The sequence below is a fragment of the Microcoleus sp. Pol12B4 genome (assembly GCF_036701385.1).
Taxonomy (GTDB): domain Bacteria; phylum Cyanobacteriota; class Cyanobacteriia; order Cyanobacteriales; family Microcoleaceae; genus Microcoleus.
Window position 1 is genome coordinate 3,655 of sequence record NZ_JAUBQR010000010.1, and the last position, 14,144, is coordinate 17,798.

At 46.4% G+C, this 14,144-nt stretch carries 6 protein-coding genes; 2 read left to right on the forward strand and 4 right to left on the reverse strand.

Features of this window, described 5'->3' with window-relative positions:
- Together QUA38_RS02810 and QUA38_RS02815 are read right to left on the reverse strand one after the other, a co-directional pair.
- On the reverse strand, positions 1–415 hold a 415-nt coding region (locus tag QUA38_RS02810), incomplete at its 3' end, for a condensation domain-containing protein (protein WP_333158992.1).
- Positions 416–566: 151 nt separating this feature from the next.
- Positions 567–5,513, reverse strand: a complete 4,947-nt coding sequence (locus QUA38_RS02815) for an amino acid adenylation domain-containing protein (RefSeq protein WP_333158994.1) — start codon at positions 5,511–5,513, stop codon at positions 567–569.
- Between the two features lie 154 nt (positions 5,514–5,667).
- Here QUA38_RS02815 and QUA38_RS02820 point away from each other — a divergent pair, with 154 nt between their 5' ends.
- The gene (locus QUA38_RS02820) at positions 5,668–6,777 is read left to right on the forward strand and encodes an alpha/beta hydrolase (RefSeq protein ID WP_333158996.1); all 1,110 of its coding nucleotides are present in this window, start codon (positions 5,668–5,670) and stop codon (positions 6,775–6,777) included.
- Between the two features lie 335 nt (positions 6,778–7,112).
- Here QUA38_RS02820 and QUA38_RS02825 read toward each other — a convergent pair whose 3' ends face one another.
- Entirely contained in the window at positions 7,113–8,210 is a 1,098-nt protein-coding gene (locus QUA38_RS02825; RefSeq protein WP_333158998.1) for a HAMP domain-containing sensor histidine kinase, read from the reverse strand.
- Between the two features lie 240 nt (positions 8,211–8,450).
- The gene (locus QUA38_RS02830; protein WP_333159000.1) at positions 8,451–11,786 is read right to left on the reverse strand and encodes an amino acid adenylation domain-containing protein; all 3,336 of its coding nucleotides are present in this window, start codon (positions 11,784–11,786) and stop codon (positions 8,451–8,453) included.
- A 537-nt stretch (positions 11,787–12,323) separates the two neighbouring features.
- Between QUA38_RS02830 and QUA38_RS02835 the strand changes: the two genes are divergently transcribed.
- On the forward strand, positions 12,324–14,102 hold the full coding sequence (locus QUA38_RS02835; protein ID WP_333159002.1) for a DMT family transporter: 1,779 nt from the start codon (positions 12,324–12,326) through the stop codon (positions 14,100–14,102).
- The last annotated feature ends 42 nt before the right edge of the window (positions 14,103–14,144 follow it).

The following is a 14,144-nucleotide window of genomic DNA, read 5'->3' on the forward strand; positions in this document are numbered from 1 at the left end:
GCAACAATATATGTTCTGTTTCACTGAGTTGTAACAGCGTTACTTTGAATAACGGCCCGGCGGCTAAATCGAAAGGGAATTGCGCTGCATCGGTTGCGAGTTGCAGCGCTGCGGTTTCTTGCTGAGTTGGCGAGAGATTTTGTAAGTCGATTGTGGGGAGGGATACGGTTACAATGGGAGCAATAATTTGTACGAGTTCCCCTTCCAAAAGCGTAAAAGTGGTGCGTAAAGTTTCGTGCCGCTGCACAATTTCGTTGAAGGTTTGCTCTAAGGATCTTAAGTTGAGAAAACCTGTTAAGCGGAGTGCTGTTGAGACATTGTAGAAAGGATTGCCCGGTGCTAATTGATTGAGGAACCAAAGCCGCTGCTGAGCAAACGATGCTGGAAATACAAAAACTTCTGTTTCTTGCTGCATATTTATCTAAATTGCATCCTGTTCAACAGCCATCCCTTTTATTTACTTTCTCGACTCGACATCTTGCCAAAGTCAAAAACCATCTTAAAATTATCTGCGTTTATCCGCGTTAATCTGTCCTTCATCTGCGGTCGCTCTATCAATCAAAAAATTATGCAATAGGTCTATTAAAAGATGATAGCTTCCGCCGCCGACTATCGCGCGAAATCGGCACTAAAGCCGGAGCTTCACTTTTAGCATTCTTATCTTTCAAACTTTCCACAATCTTAGATAATTCTGCAATTGTCGGTGCTTCAAAAACCAGGCGCAAAGGCAACTCTACCGCGAAAGCATCTCGCACTCTCGAAACAAGCTGAGTCGCCAGCAGCGAATGGCCTCCTAATTCAAAGAAATTGTCGCGGATACCCACTCGCTTTATCCCCAAAACCTCAGCCCAAATTTTCACTAAAACTTCCTCAATAGAAGTATGAGGCGCAACATAACCGCCAGCCCATTCTAACTTAATCGGCTGCGGTGCAGGCAAAGCGAGCCGATCGACCTTTCCGTTAGCCGTCACCGGTAGCGACTCCAGCACCACAAAAGCCGACGGAACCATATATTCCGGCAGTTTTTCTGCTAGATAAGCCTGCAACTGTGGCACTAATTTACGCGCTGCTTTAGCTTGTAAGGGATTGTTAGCATAAGAGCGCCAAGGACGCAAGTTATCGCTTCGGGTTTCTGGCACAAAATCTCTGGTTTCGCCCCGTGCAAACACTACATCGTAGCGCCCTTGACTGTCGGAATTAGACCAACTAATATTAACATTATACGGAACTTCCAGAGCATACCAAGCTTCGGGATCTACTCCTAAATCCTCTACTTTTTCCACCGCTTTCTGCAACTGACCTGCTGTGGGAAATTTATCGACAACAGACAGCAATTCTGCCGCCTTAACTGCTGCCGTTACCCGCGCATTAGGCACATTAGCAATTCTTAAAACATCGAGTTGATTTTGCAATAATATTTGTTGCACCTTGGTAACAGTCAGATTCTGATTTTCATCCGACCAATCCAGCCGTTTTTCTGCGCCCCACTCCCCTTTATTCGATGATTTTGGGCGTGCCGTTTCCGACGCAATATGCAGAATAGCATTGTACCGAAAATCAGTTAACTCATTGCGAGCGCTACCGCGAATCAATTGAATCTCTACGCCGCCAATCTGCGGAAAGCGGTGCTTTAATGCGCTAAAAAAATCTGGTTCAATAACTAACTCTGTTTCTTGAAAAATTTGCATTTGTACTCGCTGCTGCAACTGTTCGCCCGCGAGAGAAGGTTCGGCTTGATACAGTTGTACGGAAGCGTGGAAAGCTGCCAGCAACGGCAAGCTGCGGACATCTCCGATGAATATAAAGCCGCCGGGGGCAGTTGCTTTCACCGCACCTTCTAGCACCTGCACGAGATAGTCGATAGTGGGGAAATATTGCACGACTGAGTTGAGAATTACTGCGTCAAAAGCTGCTGTCTCTACTCCTTCAAAGTCTGTCGCCATTTTCTGAAGCAGCGTTACATTAGCTAACTGTTGATTGGCCAAGTGCTGCCGAATATAGTTTAGCGAAATAGGTGAAAAATCTGTGCCGCAATATTGAGTGCAGCGAGGCGCAATTTGGAACAGCAACAAACCTGTGCCGCAGCCAATTTCTAACACTCTGCTAGGCTGCAAAGCTAAAATTTGGGCGGCTTGATTGTTCGCCCAGTCGCGCATCTGTTCTGCTGGGATTGGCTGATTTGTATAACTGCTATTCCAGCCGACAATATTAAAGGTTGGATCTGAGTCAACAGCAGGTTGATTGTAAGTTTCATTGTAGAGCATTTGCCACTGCAAAACCTGTTCGTCCTGCAATTGCATTATTTGGTGTTTTTCACTGGCACTACTATATTCAGGATTCAGGGCAATATAAGCTACTAAACGTTTATCTCTCTGTCCATCTTCCGAAGCTATTGCTACAGTTTGCTGCACGGCCGGATGTTGAGTTAATACTGTCTCGATTTCTCCTAACTCGATGCGGAAACCGCGAATTTTTACTTGTTCGTCAATGCGTCCCAAAAATTCAAGGTTGCGATCGCCTCTGTAGCGCACTAAGTCGCCGGTCTTGTAAATTCGCTCTCCTGAATTTGGTTTAAAAGGATTGACAATAAAGCGTTGTGCGGTTAAATCTGGGCGGTTGAGGTAGCCGCGAGCGAGTCCGTTTCCGCCGATGTACAATTCGCCAACAACGCCGATCGCCACTGGCTGCAAATATTTGTCTAATATGTAGATTTGAGTGTTAGCAATGGGGCCGCCAATTGTCGGGGCTATGTCTGTTTGCTCTGTTGCAGGAATATAACCGGAAGTTGTGACGACGGTGTTCTCGGTTGGACCGTAATTATTTACTAGCTTAAATGGATGGGATTTTAAAGGATGTTGTTGCAGTTTTTCGCCGCCTGCGAGCAATATTCGCAACGCTGTTGTTTGAGGCCAATCTAATAGCAAAACTTTCTCGGCTAAAGGTGTTGGCAAAAAGCTAATTGTAATGGCGTTTGATACTAACCAGTTTTGCAGTTTTTCAGGATCTCGCCTGATGTCATCTTCTGGAAAATAGATGCTAGATCCCGCGGCGAGATAAGGCCAAATTTCCCACCCGCAAGCATCAAAGCCGATCGCAGCAATTTGCGTTGCTTGATCGCCCGCTGACACCCCAAACTCTCTTTGATGCCAAAAAACGAGATTTAACAAGCTCCCGTGCTCAATTTCCACTCCTTTCGGCTTTCCCGTGGATCCGGAGGTGTAAATCGCGTAAACCAGATTTTCGGCTGTGACTGCGCTGGTGGGATTGTCGGCGATTTCTTGGGAAATCATCTCCCAGTCTGTGTCTAGAAAAACAACCCTTGGATGGTGAATTTTATCATCTGACTGTGTTTCTAAATTTTGCACTTCGCCATCATCCACCAGGGAATAAATTCCCTGGCTCATAGCTGAAGTCGGCTGAAGCCGACTGGAAACTTGTCCTCCTTCAGTCGTCTTTAGACGACTTTCGCTATTAGACAGGGAATTTATTCCCTGGCGGGTAAGCAATACTGACACTTGAGCATCTTTTATCATAAAGCTCGATCGCTCAGCAGGATAGCTCGGATCTAAAATTAGGTAAGCTCCTCCCGCTTTCAGGATACCCAACATCCCCACGATCAGATCGAGCGATCGCCCGCAGCAAAGCCCGACTAAAACTTCCGCCCCAACCCCCATTTTTTGCAAATAACGTGCTAGTTGGTTGCTGCGGAGATTTAGCTCTTGATAGGTGACTTGCTCCTCTCCAAATACCAACGCCACCGCATCCGGTGTCCGATCGGCCTGCATTTCAAATATCTGATGGATGCACAAATCTTGCGGATTATCCGCCTGAGTATTGTTGCATTCAACTAACAAATGATAGCGCTCTTGAGCGCTCATATATTCCAAGCTGGCAATTCGCTGTTCGGGATTTGCCACAATGCTTTCTAACAAGGCTTGAAAATGCCCGATCAGGCGGGTAATAGTAGCTTCATCAAATAAATCGGCGCTGTAAATAACCATGCCGCTGATGCTCTCCGAGCTATCAACCCACAGCTTATTGCTGGGCGATTGGTTGCTTCCCGAGCTGTTGGGCGATCGCTCCCACAAATGAAACTCCAAATCAAACCGCGCTGTACCCACATCTAACTGCTGCGGGCTGAGTGTTAATTCTGGCAATTCTAACCGATTCCCCGGCGCGTTTTGCAGCGCAAACGCCACCTGAAATAAGGGATTTTGGTTCAACGCGCGATCGGGGTGCAGTTCTTCTACTAACTTCTCAAACGGCAAATCTTGGTGAGCGTAAGCTCCTAATGCTACCTCTTTGACTCGGTTTAAAAGTTCCCGAAAAGTTGGATTTCCCGATAAATCTGTACGCAACACCAAACTATTGACAAAAAACCCGATTAATGCTTCTATTTCACTGCGGTTGCGATTGGCGATCGGCGAACCTACAACAATATCTTCTTGCTGCGCGTAATGGTAAAGCAACGTTTTAAAAGCTGCCAGCATAGTCATAAACAGCGTCACTCCTTCGCGCTGGCTCAACGTTTCTAAAGCCTCGCTCAGTTGTTTTGGCAGTTGCAAAAATTGCCTTTTGCCTCGGTAACTTTGAATTGTTGGCCTGGGGCGATCCGCAGGCAAATTTAGCATAGAAATGCCGTTTAACTGCTGTCGCCAGTAAGCAAGCTGCGTTTCTAAAACTTCCCCTTGCAGCCATTCGCGCTGCCATTTTGCAAAATCAGCATACTGGATCGATAAAGCCGGTAAAGGCGAAAGTTTTTCGCTAGCAAATGCCGTGTAAAGTGCGCCTAATTCCTGAATAAGCACTCCGATCGACCAACCATCGGAGACAATGTGGTGCATATTCAGCATTAGTAAATATTCGGCATCATCTAACTGCAATAATGTGACTTGCAGCAACAAGTCATTGGACAAATTGAAAGAGCGTTGAGCTTCCTCAGCGGTGAGCCTGTTTGCTTCAGTTTGTCGATATTCCTTTGGCAAGTTTCGCAAATCCACTACATGAATCGGAAGGTGGAAAGCAGCAGCTATTCTCTGAACAGGTTGCCCCGAAACTACTGCTAAAGTCGTGCGTAAAGCTTCGTGGCGGCGCACAATTTCATTGAAAGTTTGTTGCAGCGCCGGAAAATTGAGCGAACCTGTCAAACGCAATGCTGCGGGAACATTATAAAAAGGATTGTTCGGTACTAATTGGTCGAGAAACCACAAGCGCTGCTGTGCAAAGGAAAGCGGTAGATTTCCCTCCCGCCCCATAGGAACAATCGGTGTAGAGGTAAAACTAGAAGTACGATTAGCTGCTTTTAAAAATGAAACTATTTCGGCTTTTCTCTGAGAAATTTCGGCGCGCAGTTCGGGTGTAATAATTCCTTCTGGAGCGTTGCAGCGCAGGATCTCGCCCTCAACAAAAATATTAATATCTAGACTGCGAAGGTAAGATAAAAACTCAACTAACTCCACCCTGACAGAATCTCTGGCATTTGGCGATGAACTCGATATTTTTGGCTCGGGCATTTTGAGTCATCCTGTCATTACTTGGGCAAATCAATAAATTAAATTCCACCAGCGCACAAATTAAGAGCTTAACTTACCGCTTGCTTACTGTGGCCTAACCTGAGTATGATTCTGTTTGAATCCGCAACCAAAATCCTACCCAAGGTTTCAGCTTATGCCGTTCATGCCCTTCAATTTCCTGTTCCTATGGCTGGTGGGACTGCTGTCCATCGGGGTACTTGGCGGAGGTATATACATTATTTACGAATGGTACATCGGCGAACTTGTAGGGATGTCCTACTTAGTCAGCGGAGTCTTGATGCTTCTTTGGTCTGTTGGCGGCCGCTTTATCAGTTTGCCACTGTTCCGCCGCCCCGGTGCTGACGAACCCAAGCCGACGCGGACGGGTACGGTGCAGCGGGTAGAGAGGCCTGATGGCACTATTTTACAAGTAGAATTCTACGGCCCAGAGGACGGACAGCCGATTATTCTCTCCCATGGTTGGGGGCCGAACAGTATGGTTTGGTATTACGCGAAACGGCAACTAACCGATCGCTTCCGAGTGATTGTTTGGGATCTTCCAGGGCTAGGAAAATCCACTAGACCAAAAAACAGCGACTACTCCCTAGAAAAATTTGCCCGCGATCTCGAAGCCGTCATTGCCATAGCAGGAACTAAACCTGTTATCCTACTCGGACACAGCATGGGCGGCATGATTTCTCTAACATTCAGTCGGCTTTTTCCAGAACTTCTCGGTAGTCGAGTAGCTGGTTTAATTCTGGTAGGTACCACTTATACTAATCCTCTCAAAACCGCTATTTTTAGCGGTTTATGGCGCGCTTTGCAGAAGCCGCTGCTGCAACCTCTGCTCTACCTCACCATAGCTCTTGAACCCATTATGTGGGGAATGACTTGGCTGAGCTATCTCAATGGTTCGCTGTACATCAGTGTAGAAGTATCGGGATTTAAAGGCACTGAAACGCGCGGTCAATTAGATTTCTCAGCTTTCTTATCAGCCTTGGGTTCTCCCGGCGTTCTCGCTCACGGCACACTGGGAATGCTCAAATTTGAGGAAACAAAAACTTTGCCATCAATTGACATTCCTGTGTTGGTGATCTGCGGCGATTCAGATATCGCCACTACCCCCCCAGCTAGCCTGCGAATGAAAGCAGAATTACCTCAAGCAGAGCTAGTTAGTATAAAGCGAGGAGGACATATGGCATTAATCGAGCATAACCAGCAGTTTGCCGATGCTGTCAGGGCATTCTGCACTGAAATTTCGTGACTCAAAATGTGACTTAAAATCCTGTAGGTTCAGTTAAAACTGTTTATTCCTCGGAGATCCGCCTAAATCCCCCTTAAGAAGGGGGACTTTGAGCAAGTTCTTGTCCCCCTTTTTAAGGGGAGCTAGGGGGGATCGGGCTTAACTGAACCGTATTGAGATATATCTCTGATTTGTCAATTCCGAAAGGCGTTGTTTCGCACGACAGACGGCTTAAAGATAGCAGGTGTAGAGCGATCGCGTTTGCTAAAGCGCTTCCTGTGTGGGTCAGCTCAAAATGTGGACTGTGGATTCATTATTTTATACCATATCTTTCTTCTTAGTCTTAATGTCCAGAACTAAAAAATAATCTTTGATAAATTGATAATAAAGCTTGTCCCCTTGCCCTCTGCACTTTCAACCGCAAGTGTCCCTTTATGGGCTTCAATAATACTCTTTGCTAAAAATAATCCTAATCCCCAGCCGGTTTGCTCCTCGGCACAGATGGTTCGACGAAATTGTTGAAAGAGGATGGATTGAGCGTCTAGGGCGATCGGATCGCCTTCATTATGGATAGTAAGGCTGATCTGCGTTTCAGTTTGCTGGAGCGTGAGTGTAATCGGCGTATTAGGCGCACCATATTTCACAGCGTTAATTGCTAAATTTTCAATCACCCGCCGTATTTCTTTAGGGCTGCAAAAAGTCCTCATATCAGAATCAGAGACTACAACAAACCGCTCTCCATACGCGAAGCTCAAATCTTCTACCACCTCTTGGACTAGCATCACAAAATCGCATTCATCAAATTCAATCTTTAAGCTCTGCCCTGACCGCAGCCGACTCGCATCAAGCAGATTTTGAATCATCGAATCCAGCCGATTGATCGCACTGAGCATCCTCGCCGCCACATCGATATGGCTGTCTCCTCGTTCAAGCCGCCGCAGAGTTAATTGAGTTCCCATTTTTACGACATTGATGGGATTTCTGAGGTCGTGAGTTAGCGTCACCATAAATAGTTCTTGAATATCTCGCAGCGTTTCGGAAAATTGAGTGGCGGCGTCATTAACGGCTTGCTCAATGGAGCCGATAATAATGTCTCGATCCTGCACTCCTAAAGGTGCTTCTTCTTCTAAAACTTGAAATATGACTTGACGGAGGAGGTGATACTCGAAAATTAGGTGAGTCATGGAGTAGTCAGCATACCCCGCCCGTTCATGCCCATGCAGCTTGCCAATCCGCGTACTTTCTACCTCGTCGGCTGTGATTCGGGCAGATGTCCTGACAATTCGGTTTGAGAGTTCATCTACCAGTTGGTTTAAGTACAGAGGTAGGGAATCTTGCAAGACAAGAGAATTTTGATGCGTTGATGCACCGACTTCCTCACGCGCCCGCTTCTCCCACATCCCCATAATTTTTTCAGCATTTTGTTTAAGACGGTCAGACGCTTGGTTGGACATCGTTTCGGAGTTTCTGGATGAGTGGCTGTTGAGAGAACCTTTTCTCCCTTATTTGTAATGCCCCGCAAGCAATCTTGCAAGTATATAGGCAGCCTCAGCCTTAGCTGGTTAGCAAGTAACAGGTCTAAATCTCCTCGTGAAACAGGCTTGAATATCAGTTCCCATTGCGCTAATTTCTACCGACAGGGCAGATGCCAATTCCACAAAACAATCAAAATCATCCCCCAATTATGTAAAACCTTAAAATTCCAAATCTTCTCGCTCATTTTCGTCGGTTCTGGGAGCATCCAAACCTTTGGCAGCCCAGCGCATTGTCTCAATGTATTTTGCCAGACTCGCCACAGTCGGAGCCTCAAACAAACTGCTGACCGATAACTCGACTTGCAAAGCGTCTCGGATGCGAGAAATCAACTGAGTTGCTAGCAGGGAATGCCCGCCTAGTTCAAAGAAATTATCGTAGATACTAACCTGCTGTTTTCCCAAAACTTTAGCCCAAATTTTCCCGATCGCATTTTCGAGATCAGTCCGAGGCGCTACATAATTTTCTGTTATATCCTCGCTGTCTGTATCTAGATCGGGCAAGGCGCGGCGGTCTACTTTGCCATTAGGCGTCAGTGGCATATTTTCCAACACTGCATAAGTTGCAGGAACCATATATCCTGGTAGCTTTTCTTTCAAAAATTGGCGCAAGTCACTTGACTTGAGATAGAGAATTTCGGATTTTTCATTAATACCGTCAGGAATAACATAAGCTACTAAATGTTTATCGTCTGGGATGTCTTCCCTCACAATTACTACTGCTTCGCGCACTTGTGGATGCTGGCACAAAGCCGCTTCAATTTCTCCCAATTCGATGCGGTAGCCGCGAATTTTTACTTGGTCGTCAACGCGGCCTAAAAACTCGATGTTGCCGTCAGCTAAGTAGCGACCTAAATCCCCTGTTTTATAAAGGTTAGAACCAGATTTCTTGCTAAAAGGATTAGGAATGAATGCAACAGCAGTTAAATCAGGCTGGTTGAGGTAGCCTTTCGCCAATCCGTCACCGCCGACGTACAATTGACCTATAACACCGATCGCCACCGGCTGCAAATCCGCATCGAGGATATAAATTTGCGTGTTGGCGATCGGGCGGCCGATGGGGATAGATGTTGCGGTTTCGGGTACGTCTTGCACGCAATAATAAGCCGAAAATGTGGTACTTTCTGTAGGCCCGTAAACGTGAATTAATTGAGTGGTTGGATTTTGTTTTAAAACTTTTTTAACCCATCTCATATTGACCGCTTCTCCGCCAAACAGCAAGCAGCGCAGCGAATCAAAAGCTTGCGGTAAAATTCTAGCAATTTGTTGAAATAAGGCAGTTGTTAAAAACAAAACTGTGATGGCTTGTTGGCGCAGTTCTAAGGCTAAATCGTGAGGCGAAAGGGTAATATTTGTGCTAATTCCCACGAGTTGAGCGCCGTTAAGCAAGGCTCCCCAAATCTCGAATGTGGCTGCATCGAATGAAGCGTTTGATGCTTGGGCAATTTTATCGGTAGGTTCTATTTTTATATAGTTGGTGTTGAGTACCAGCCGATTTACTGCTTTGTGGGTGACAGCAACTCCCTTGGGTTTTCCTGTTGAGCCAGATGTGTAAATAACGTAAGCTAGGTTGTCTGCTGTTACGGTGTTGGCGGGATTTTCGGCGCTTTCTTTGGCTATGTGTTCCCAATCGCGATCGAAGTAAATCACCGAGTTTGAGATGTCTCGGAAATTCTCAATCAATTTATCTTGAATTAGCAAGACTTTAACTCGAGCATCTTCCAGCATCAAGTTTAGCCGATCGCGCGGATAGCTCGGATCTAACGGTAGGTAAGCTCCTCCTGCTTTCAGTATAGCCAACATCCCGACAATTAGGTCGATCGATCGCTCTGCACAAAGCCCCACTAAAACCTCCGCCCCCACGCCCTTTTTTTGTAGGTAGCTCGCCAGTTGGTTGCTGCGACTGTTGAGTTCTCTGTAAGTCAGGTGCTGGCTGCCGAAAGTTAGGGCGACATCCTCCAGATGCTGCCGGGCTCGCTCTTCAAATAACTGATGAATGCACTTATTTTGAGGATAATCTGTCCGAGTATCGTTCCATTCTCTGAATAATTGATTCACTTCATCCTCGCTCAATAAAGATAAGTTAGCGATTCTTTGTTCTGGATTAGCCACAATGCTTTCCAGCAGCGTTTTAAAATGCCTGAGCATTCTGGCGATCGTAACTTCATCAAATAAATCTATATTGTACACAGCTAAGCCTCTGAGCCCTTCCGAATCTTCCCACTCTTCCCCGTATCTGCTTCTAAAATTATCGGAAGCTTCCCACAAATACAGCTCTAAATCAAAGCGCGTTGTTTGAGTCTCCAAAGGAAAAGAACTCAATTTTAAGTCTGGCAATTCTAGCTCGTCTAGCGGCGCATTTTGCAGACCGAATACTACTTGAAACAGCGGGTGGCGATTCAGCGATCGCTCTGGGTGCAATTCCTCGACTAGCTTCTCAAAAGGCAAATCTTGGTGAGCGTAAGCTCCCAGGGTTACTTCCCGCACCCGGCCCAAAAAATCTCGAAATGTCGGGTTTCCCGAGCAGTCTGTTCGCAGCACTAAAGTATTGACAAAAAAACCGATTAATGCTTCTATTTCGCTCAGATTGCGATTGGCGATCGGCGCACCGACAACAATATCATCTTGTTGCGAGTAGCGGTAAAGCAATGTTTGAAATGCTGCGAGGACTGTCATAAATAAAGTCGCTCCTTCTCGCTGCGAGAGCGCTAAAAGTGCGTCCTTCAGCTTTTTCGGCAGTTCTAAATATTGAGTTTTTCCCCGATAATTTTGCCGAGGTGGTGCAGGGCGATCTGTGGGCAAATTTAACGCCGAAATCCCGTGCAATTGCTGCCGCCAATAGGCTAGCTGAGTTTCTAATACTTCACCTTGCAGCCATTCGCGCTGCCACTCGGCAAAGTCGGCATATTGAAGTGATAATTTTGGCAGGGGAAATGGCTGTTGATTTATCAAAGCTGTATAGATAGCCTCCACTTCTCGAATTAGCACACCGATCGACCAATCATCGGAGGCTATGTGGTGCATATTTAGCAAGAGAATATGCTCGGTTTCTGTCAGCCGTAGGATGGTTACTCGCATCAGCGGCCCGGTGGATAAATTGAAAGGGCGAAGAGATTCTGCTGCGGCGAGTTTATTTGCTTCTGTTTCCCGTTGTTCTGGCGGCAAATCTTGTAAGTCTATTACTTTTAAATTAGTCTTGAAAGCGGCAGAGATTATCTGCACTGGTTGACCTGATACCGCTGCAAAACTGGTTCGCAAAGTTTCGTGCCGCTGCACTATTTCGTTGAAGGTTTGCTCTAAGGCTGTTAAGTTGAGGGAACCAGTTAAGCGCAGTGCTGTTACTACATTATAAAAAGGGTTTTCCGGTGCGAATTGGTCGAGAAACCACAACCGCTGCTGGGCAAATGATGCCGGAAAGACAAAGACTTCGGCTTCTGAGGAAATATTCAGTTTTTGTAGATTATTTGTAAAGGAATTGTCATAAATTTCGGATGCCATATCTGTTGCTCTTGGGGGATGGGATGTGTTAATTTTTTGATGGCGCGGGGTTGCTTTTTGACGGTGCGATCGCCTCTTAAAACTTTCGCGAGCAAAAGATCGGAACTGTTAAAATCATAAATCTGGGTGCGGGAGTGCGGGAGAAAGGCGGGCAAAAGAAACCGGATTTCTGCCTGCAGGATCAAGTTATCCGTTGAGGGGCTAGGAGTGCCACCCCCCAATCAAATTTAGTCGCCCAACGGACTCTTAGGCTTGTGATTCGGGTGCAATCGGCCCAGTTAGATGCGAGAATTACCGGGAGCAATCCGTGGAGAGGTCAAGCTGTAGTATGATTTCTAATTGCACAAAGTGTTCTTGGGGGGATTCTCTGCAGGATAGCTTCGGTTCACGCAATTTTCTCACATTTCTAGCTTAGCGACTACTATTGATTGAACAGTGTCCGCAATTTTTTAGATCAACTCACTAAAACTTGCGACCTGATTTGTCAAAATACTTAAGAACACTGAACGTGCAGTTTAAATTAGAGGTTATAGGCTAATGGCGCAGCGGAACGTATACTCGTCAAAGGACGAGCCAGAGGATGCACAATCAGCAGAAGAAGTCCTCCACTCAGTAATGCAAGAACTGGACGCTTTGCATCAAAATGTCAAAGGTCAGTTAAATCAAGACATTACTCGGCTGCAAACTGAAAAAAATCACCTGATTGAAGATATTGAAGACCTCCGGGAGCAATATCGCAAATTGCAGTCTCAGCAAATGGAATCTCTGTCTGGGCGATACATTCAGCAGCAGCAGTTGTGGCTGAAGCAGTTGGCTCAAGTTTTGGCTCACAATTTGCAGGATTTGTTGGTGCAGCGGTTCAACGAACTCAGCGCTAACTCGGGAAATGCTCTCAGCAGCCCTATTCCCAGCGGCGAGTTCCCGATACCTCTGCCGCCGAGTAACTACGACGAACGAGCCTCGCAGTTGCTGGCGGCGCTGGATGAAAGGATCGATCGCAGTTTCCAGATGCTGGAACAAGATTTAACCAGTTACGAAAGCGAGCTTTCGGTGCGGCTCAACAACATGAAAACCCTGGAACTGCAAGGGGAAGAGCTGTTACAAAATCTCGTAAACCGCATCAGGGAAGAACTCGAATCAGAAGAAGAATATCTTGAGAATCCTTTCGATGCTCAAGATTCCTATGTCGAGGAATCAACTAATTCTGTTAATTCTGTCCGCCCCCAACTTCTGCAGGCAACACCTGTGGAAACGCCGCGAGAACCCCTGCCACAGACTTCTTCAGCGCCACCGACGGCACCCGCTAAAGTAGCTTCTCAAGTGCAGACAGGTTTGGTGCTGGCTTTGTCTTCGGCGGTGGTATTGTCGCTGTTTAATGTTTGTTTGAGAATTCTGATTAAAGGCAAAAATCCTCGGATGGTTTTTGGCTTGTTTGAATTTCCGGGGGTGGTGACTCCAGGTTTTGGAAATTCTTTGTTGATTTTGTTGATGCGACTGATCGTGGTGATGGCTTTGATGCCGATATTGGCAACATTTCTGTATCCTTCTGTGTGGAAAGATATTAGACGGTTGTTCGAGTCGGGCGATCGATCTTTGTGGAGTAAGGTTTTAGGAAGCGCATTTTTTCTGTTTTTGTCTCAGGTTTTGATTTATTTGGCGATCGGCAATATTCCAGCGGGGATTGCGATTACGATTTTCTTTATTTATCCGATCGTCACCGTACTGGGTTCTTGGATCTTGTTTGGCTCTCGTCCCAGCACAGTCGGCTTTTGGGCAATGTTGGGAATTACCGCAGGCCTAATTTTGGCTGGGTCGCCGAGTTTTGCTGCCCCTGCTCGGAGCGGCGGCAATGTCGGGGTGGGAGTCATGGCAGCACTGGCTTCTGGGATTACCTTTGCAGGTTACGTATTGCTGACGCAAATGGCTGCGGGCAAGCTGCACCCTATTCCTTTTAGTTTAGTTAATTTCGCCGCGATTTTTGTATTTTCCGCCCTGAGTTTGTGGGTGCCGCTGTCGGACAATTTTGCTCCTAACATCGACCAAAATGTTTGGCCTGGTTTGATTATAGGAGGCGTTGTTTTAGGGGTGCTGACGCTGTTTAGCTATCTTTTGAATAATTTTGCCATCCGGTTTGCGGGGGCAGCCTTAGCGTCAGTTATTGGCACTTTGGGGCCGGCGATGACGGGACTTTTTGCGTTCATAATTATCAATGAGAAGTTGCAGCCGGTGGCAATTCTGGGCATGGCTGTGGTGACGTTGAGCGTGGCTGCTATGAGTGTGGAACGCATAGTGGCTCCTCAGAAGAAAGCTGGTTGAGGTAATATTTTTCTTTAACGGTATAGCCTTTCTCAGGTACAT

What these genes read in the sequence shown, in the direction of transcription:
- QUA38_RS02815 (WP_333158994.1), bottom strand. Translation starts at nt 5,513, where the DNA reads ATGCCCGAGCCAAAAATATCGAGTTCATCGCCAAATGCCAGAGATTCT.
- QUA38_RS02820 (WP_333158996.1), top strand. Translation starts at nt 5,668, where the DNA reads ATGCCGTTCATGCCCTTCAATTTCCTGTTCCTATGGCTGGTGGGACTG.
- QUA38_RS02825 (WP_333158998.1), bottom strand. Translation starts at nt 8,210, where the DNA reads ATGTCCAACCAAGCGTCTGACCGTCTTAAACAAAATGCTGAAAAAATT.
- QUA38_RS02830 (WP_333159000.1), bottom strand. Translation starts at nt 11,786, where the DNA reads ATGGCATCCGAAATTTATGACAATTCCTTTACAAATAATCTACAAAAA.
- QUA38_RS02835 (WP_333159002.1), top strand. Translation starts at nt 12,324, where the DNA reads ATGGCGCAGCGGAACGTATACTCGTCAAAGGACGAGCCAGAGGATGCA.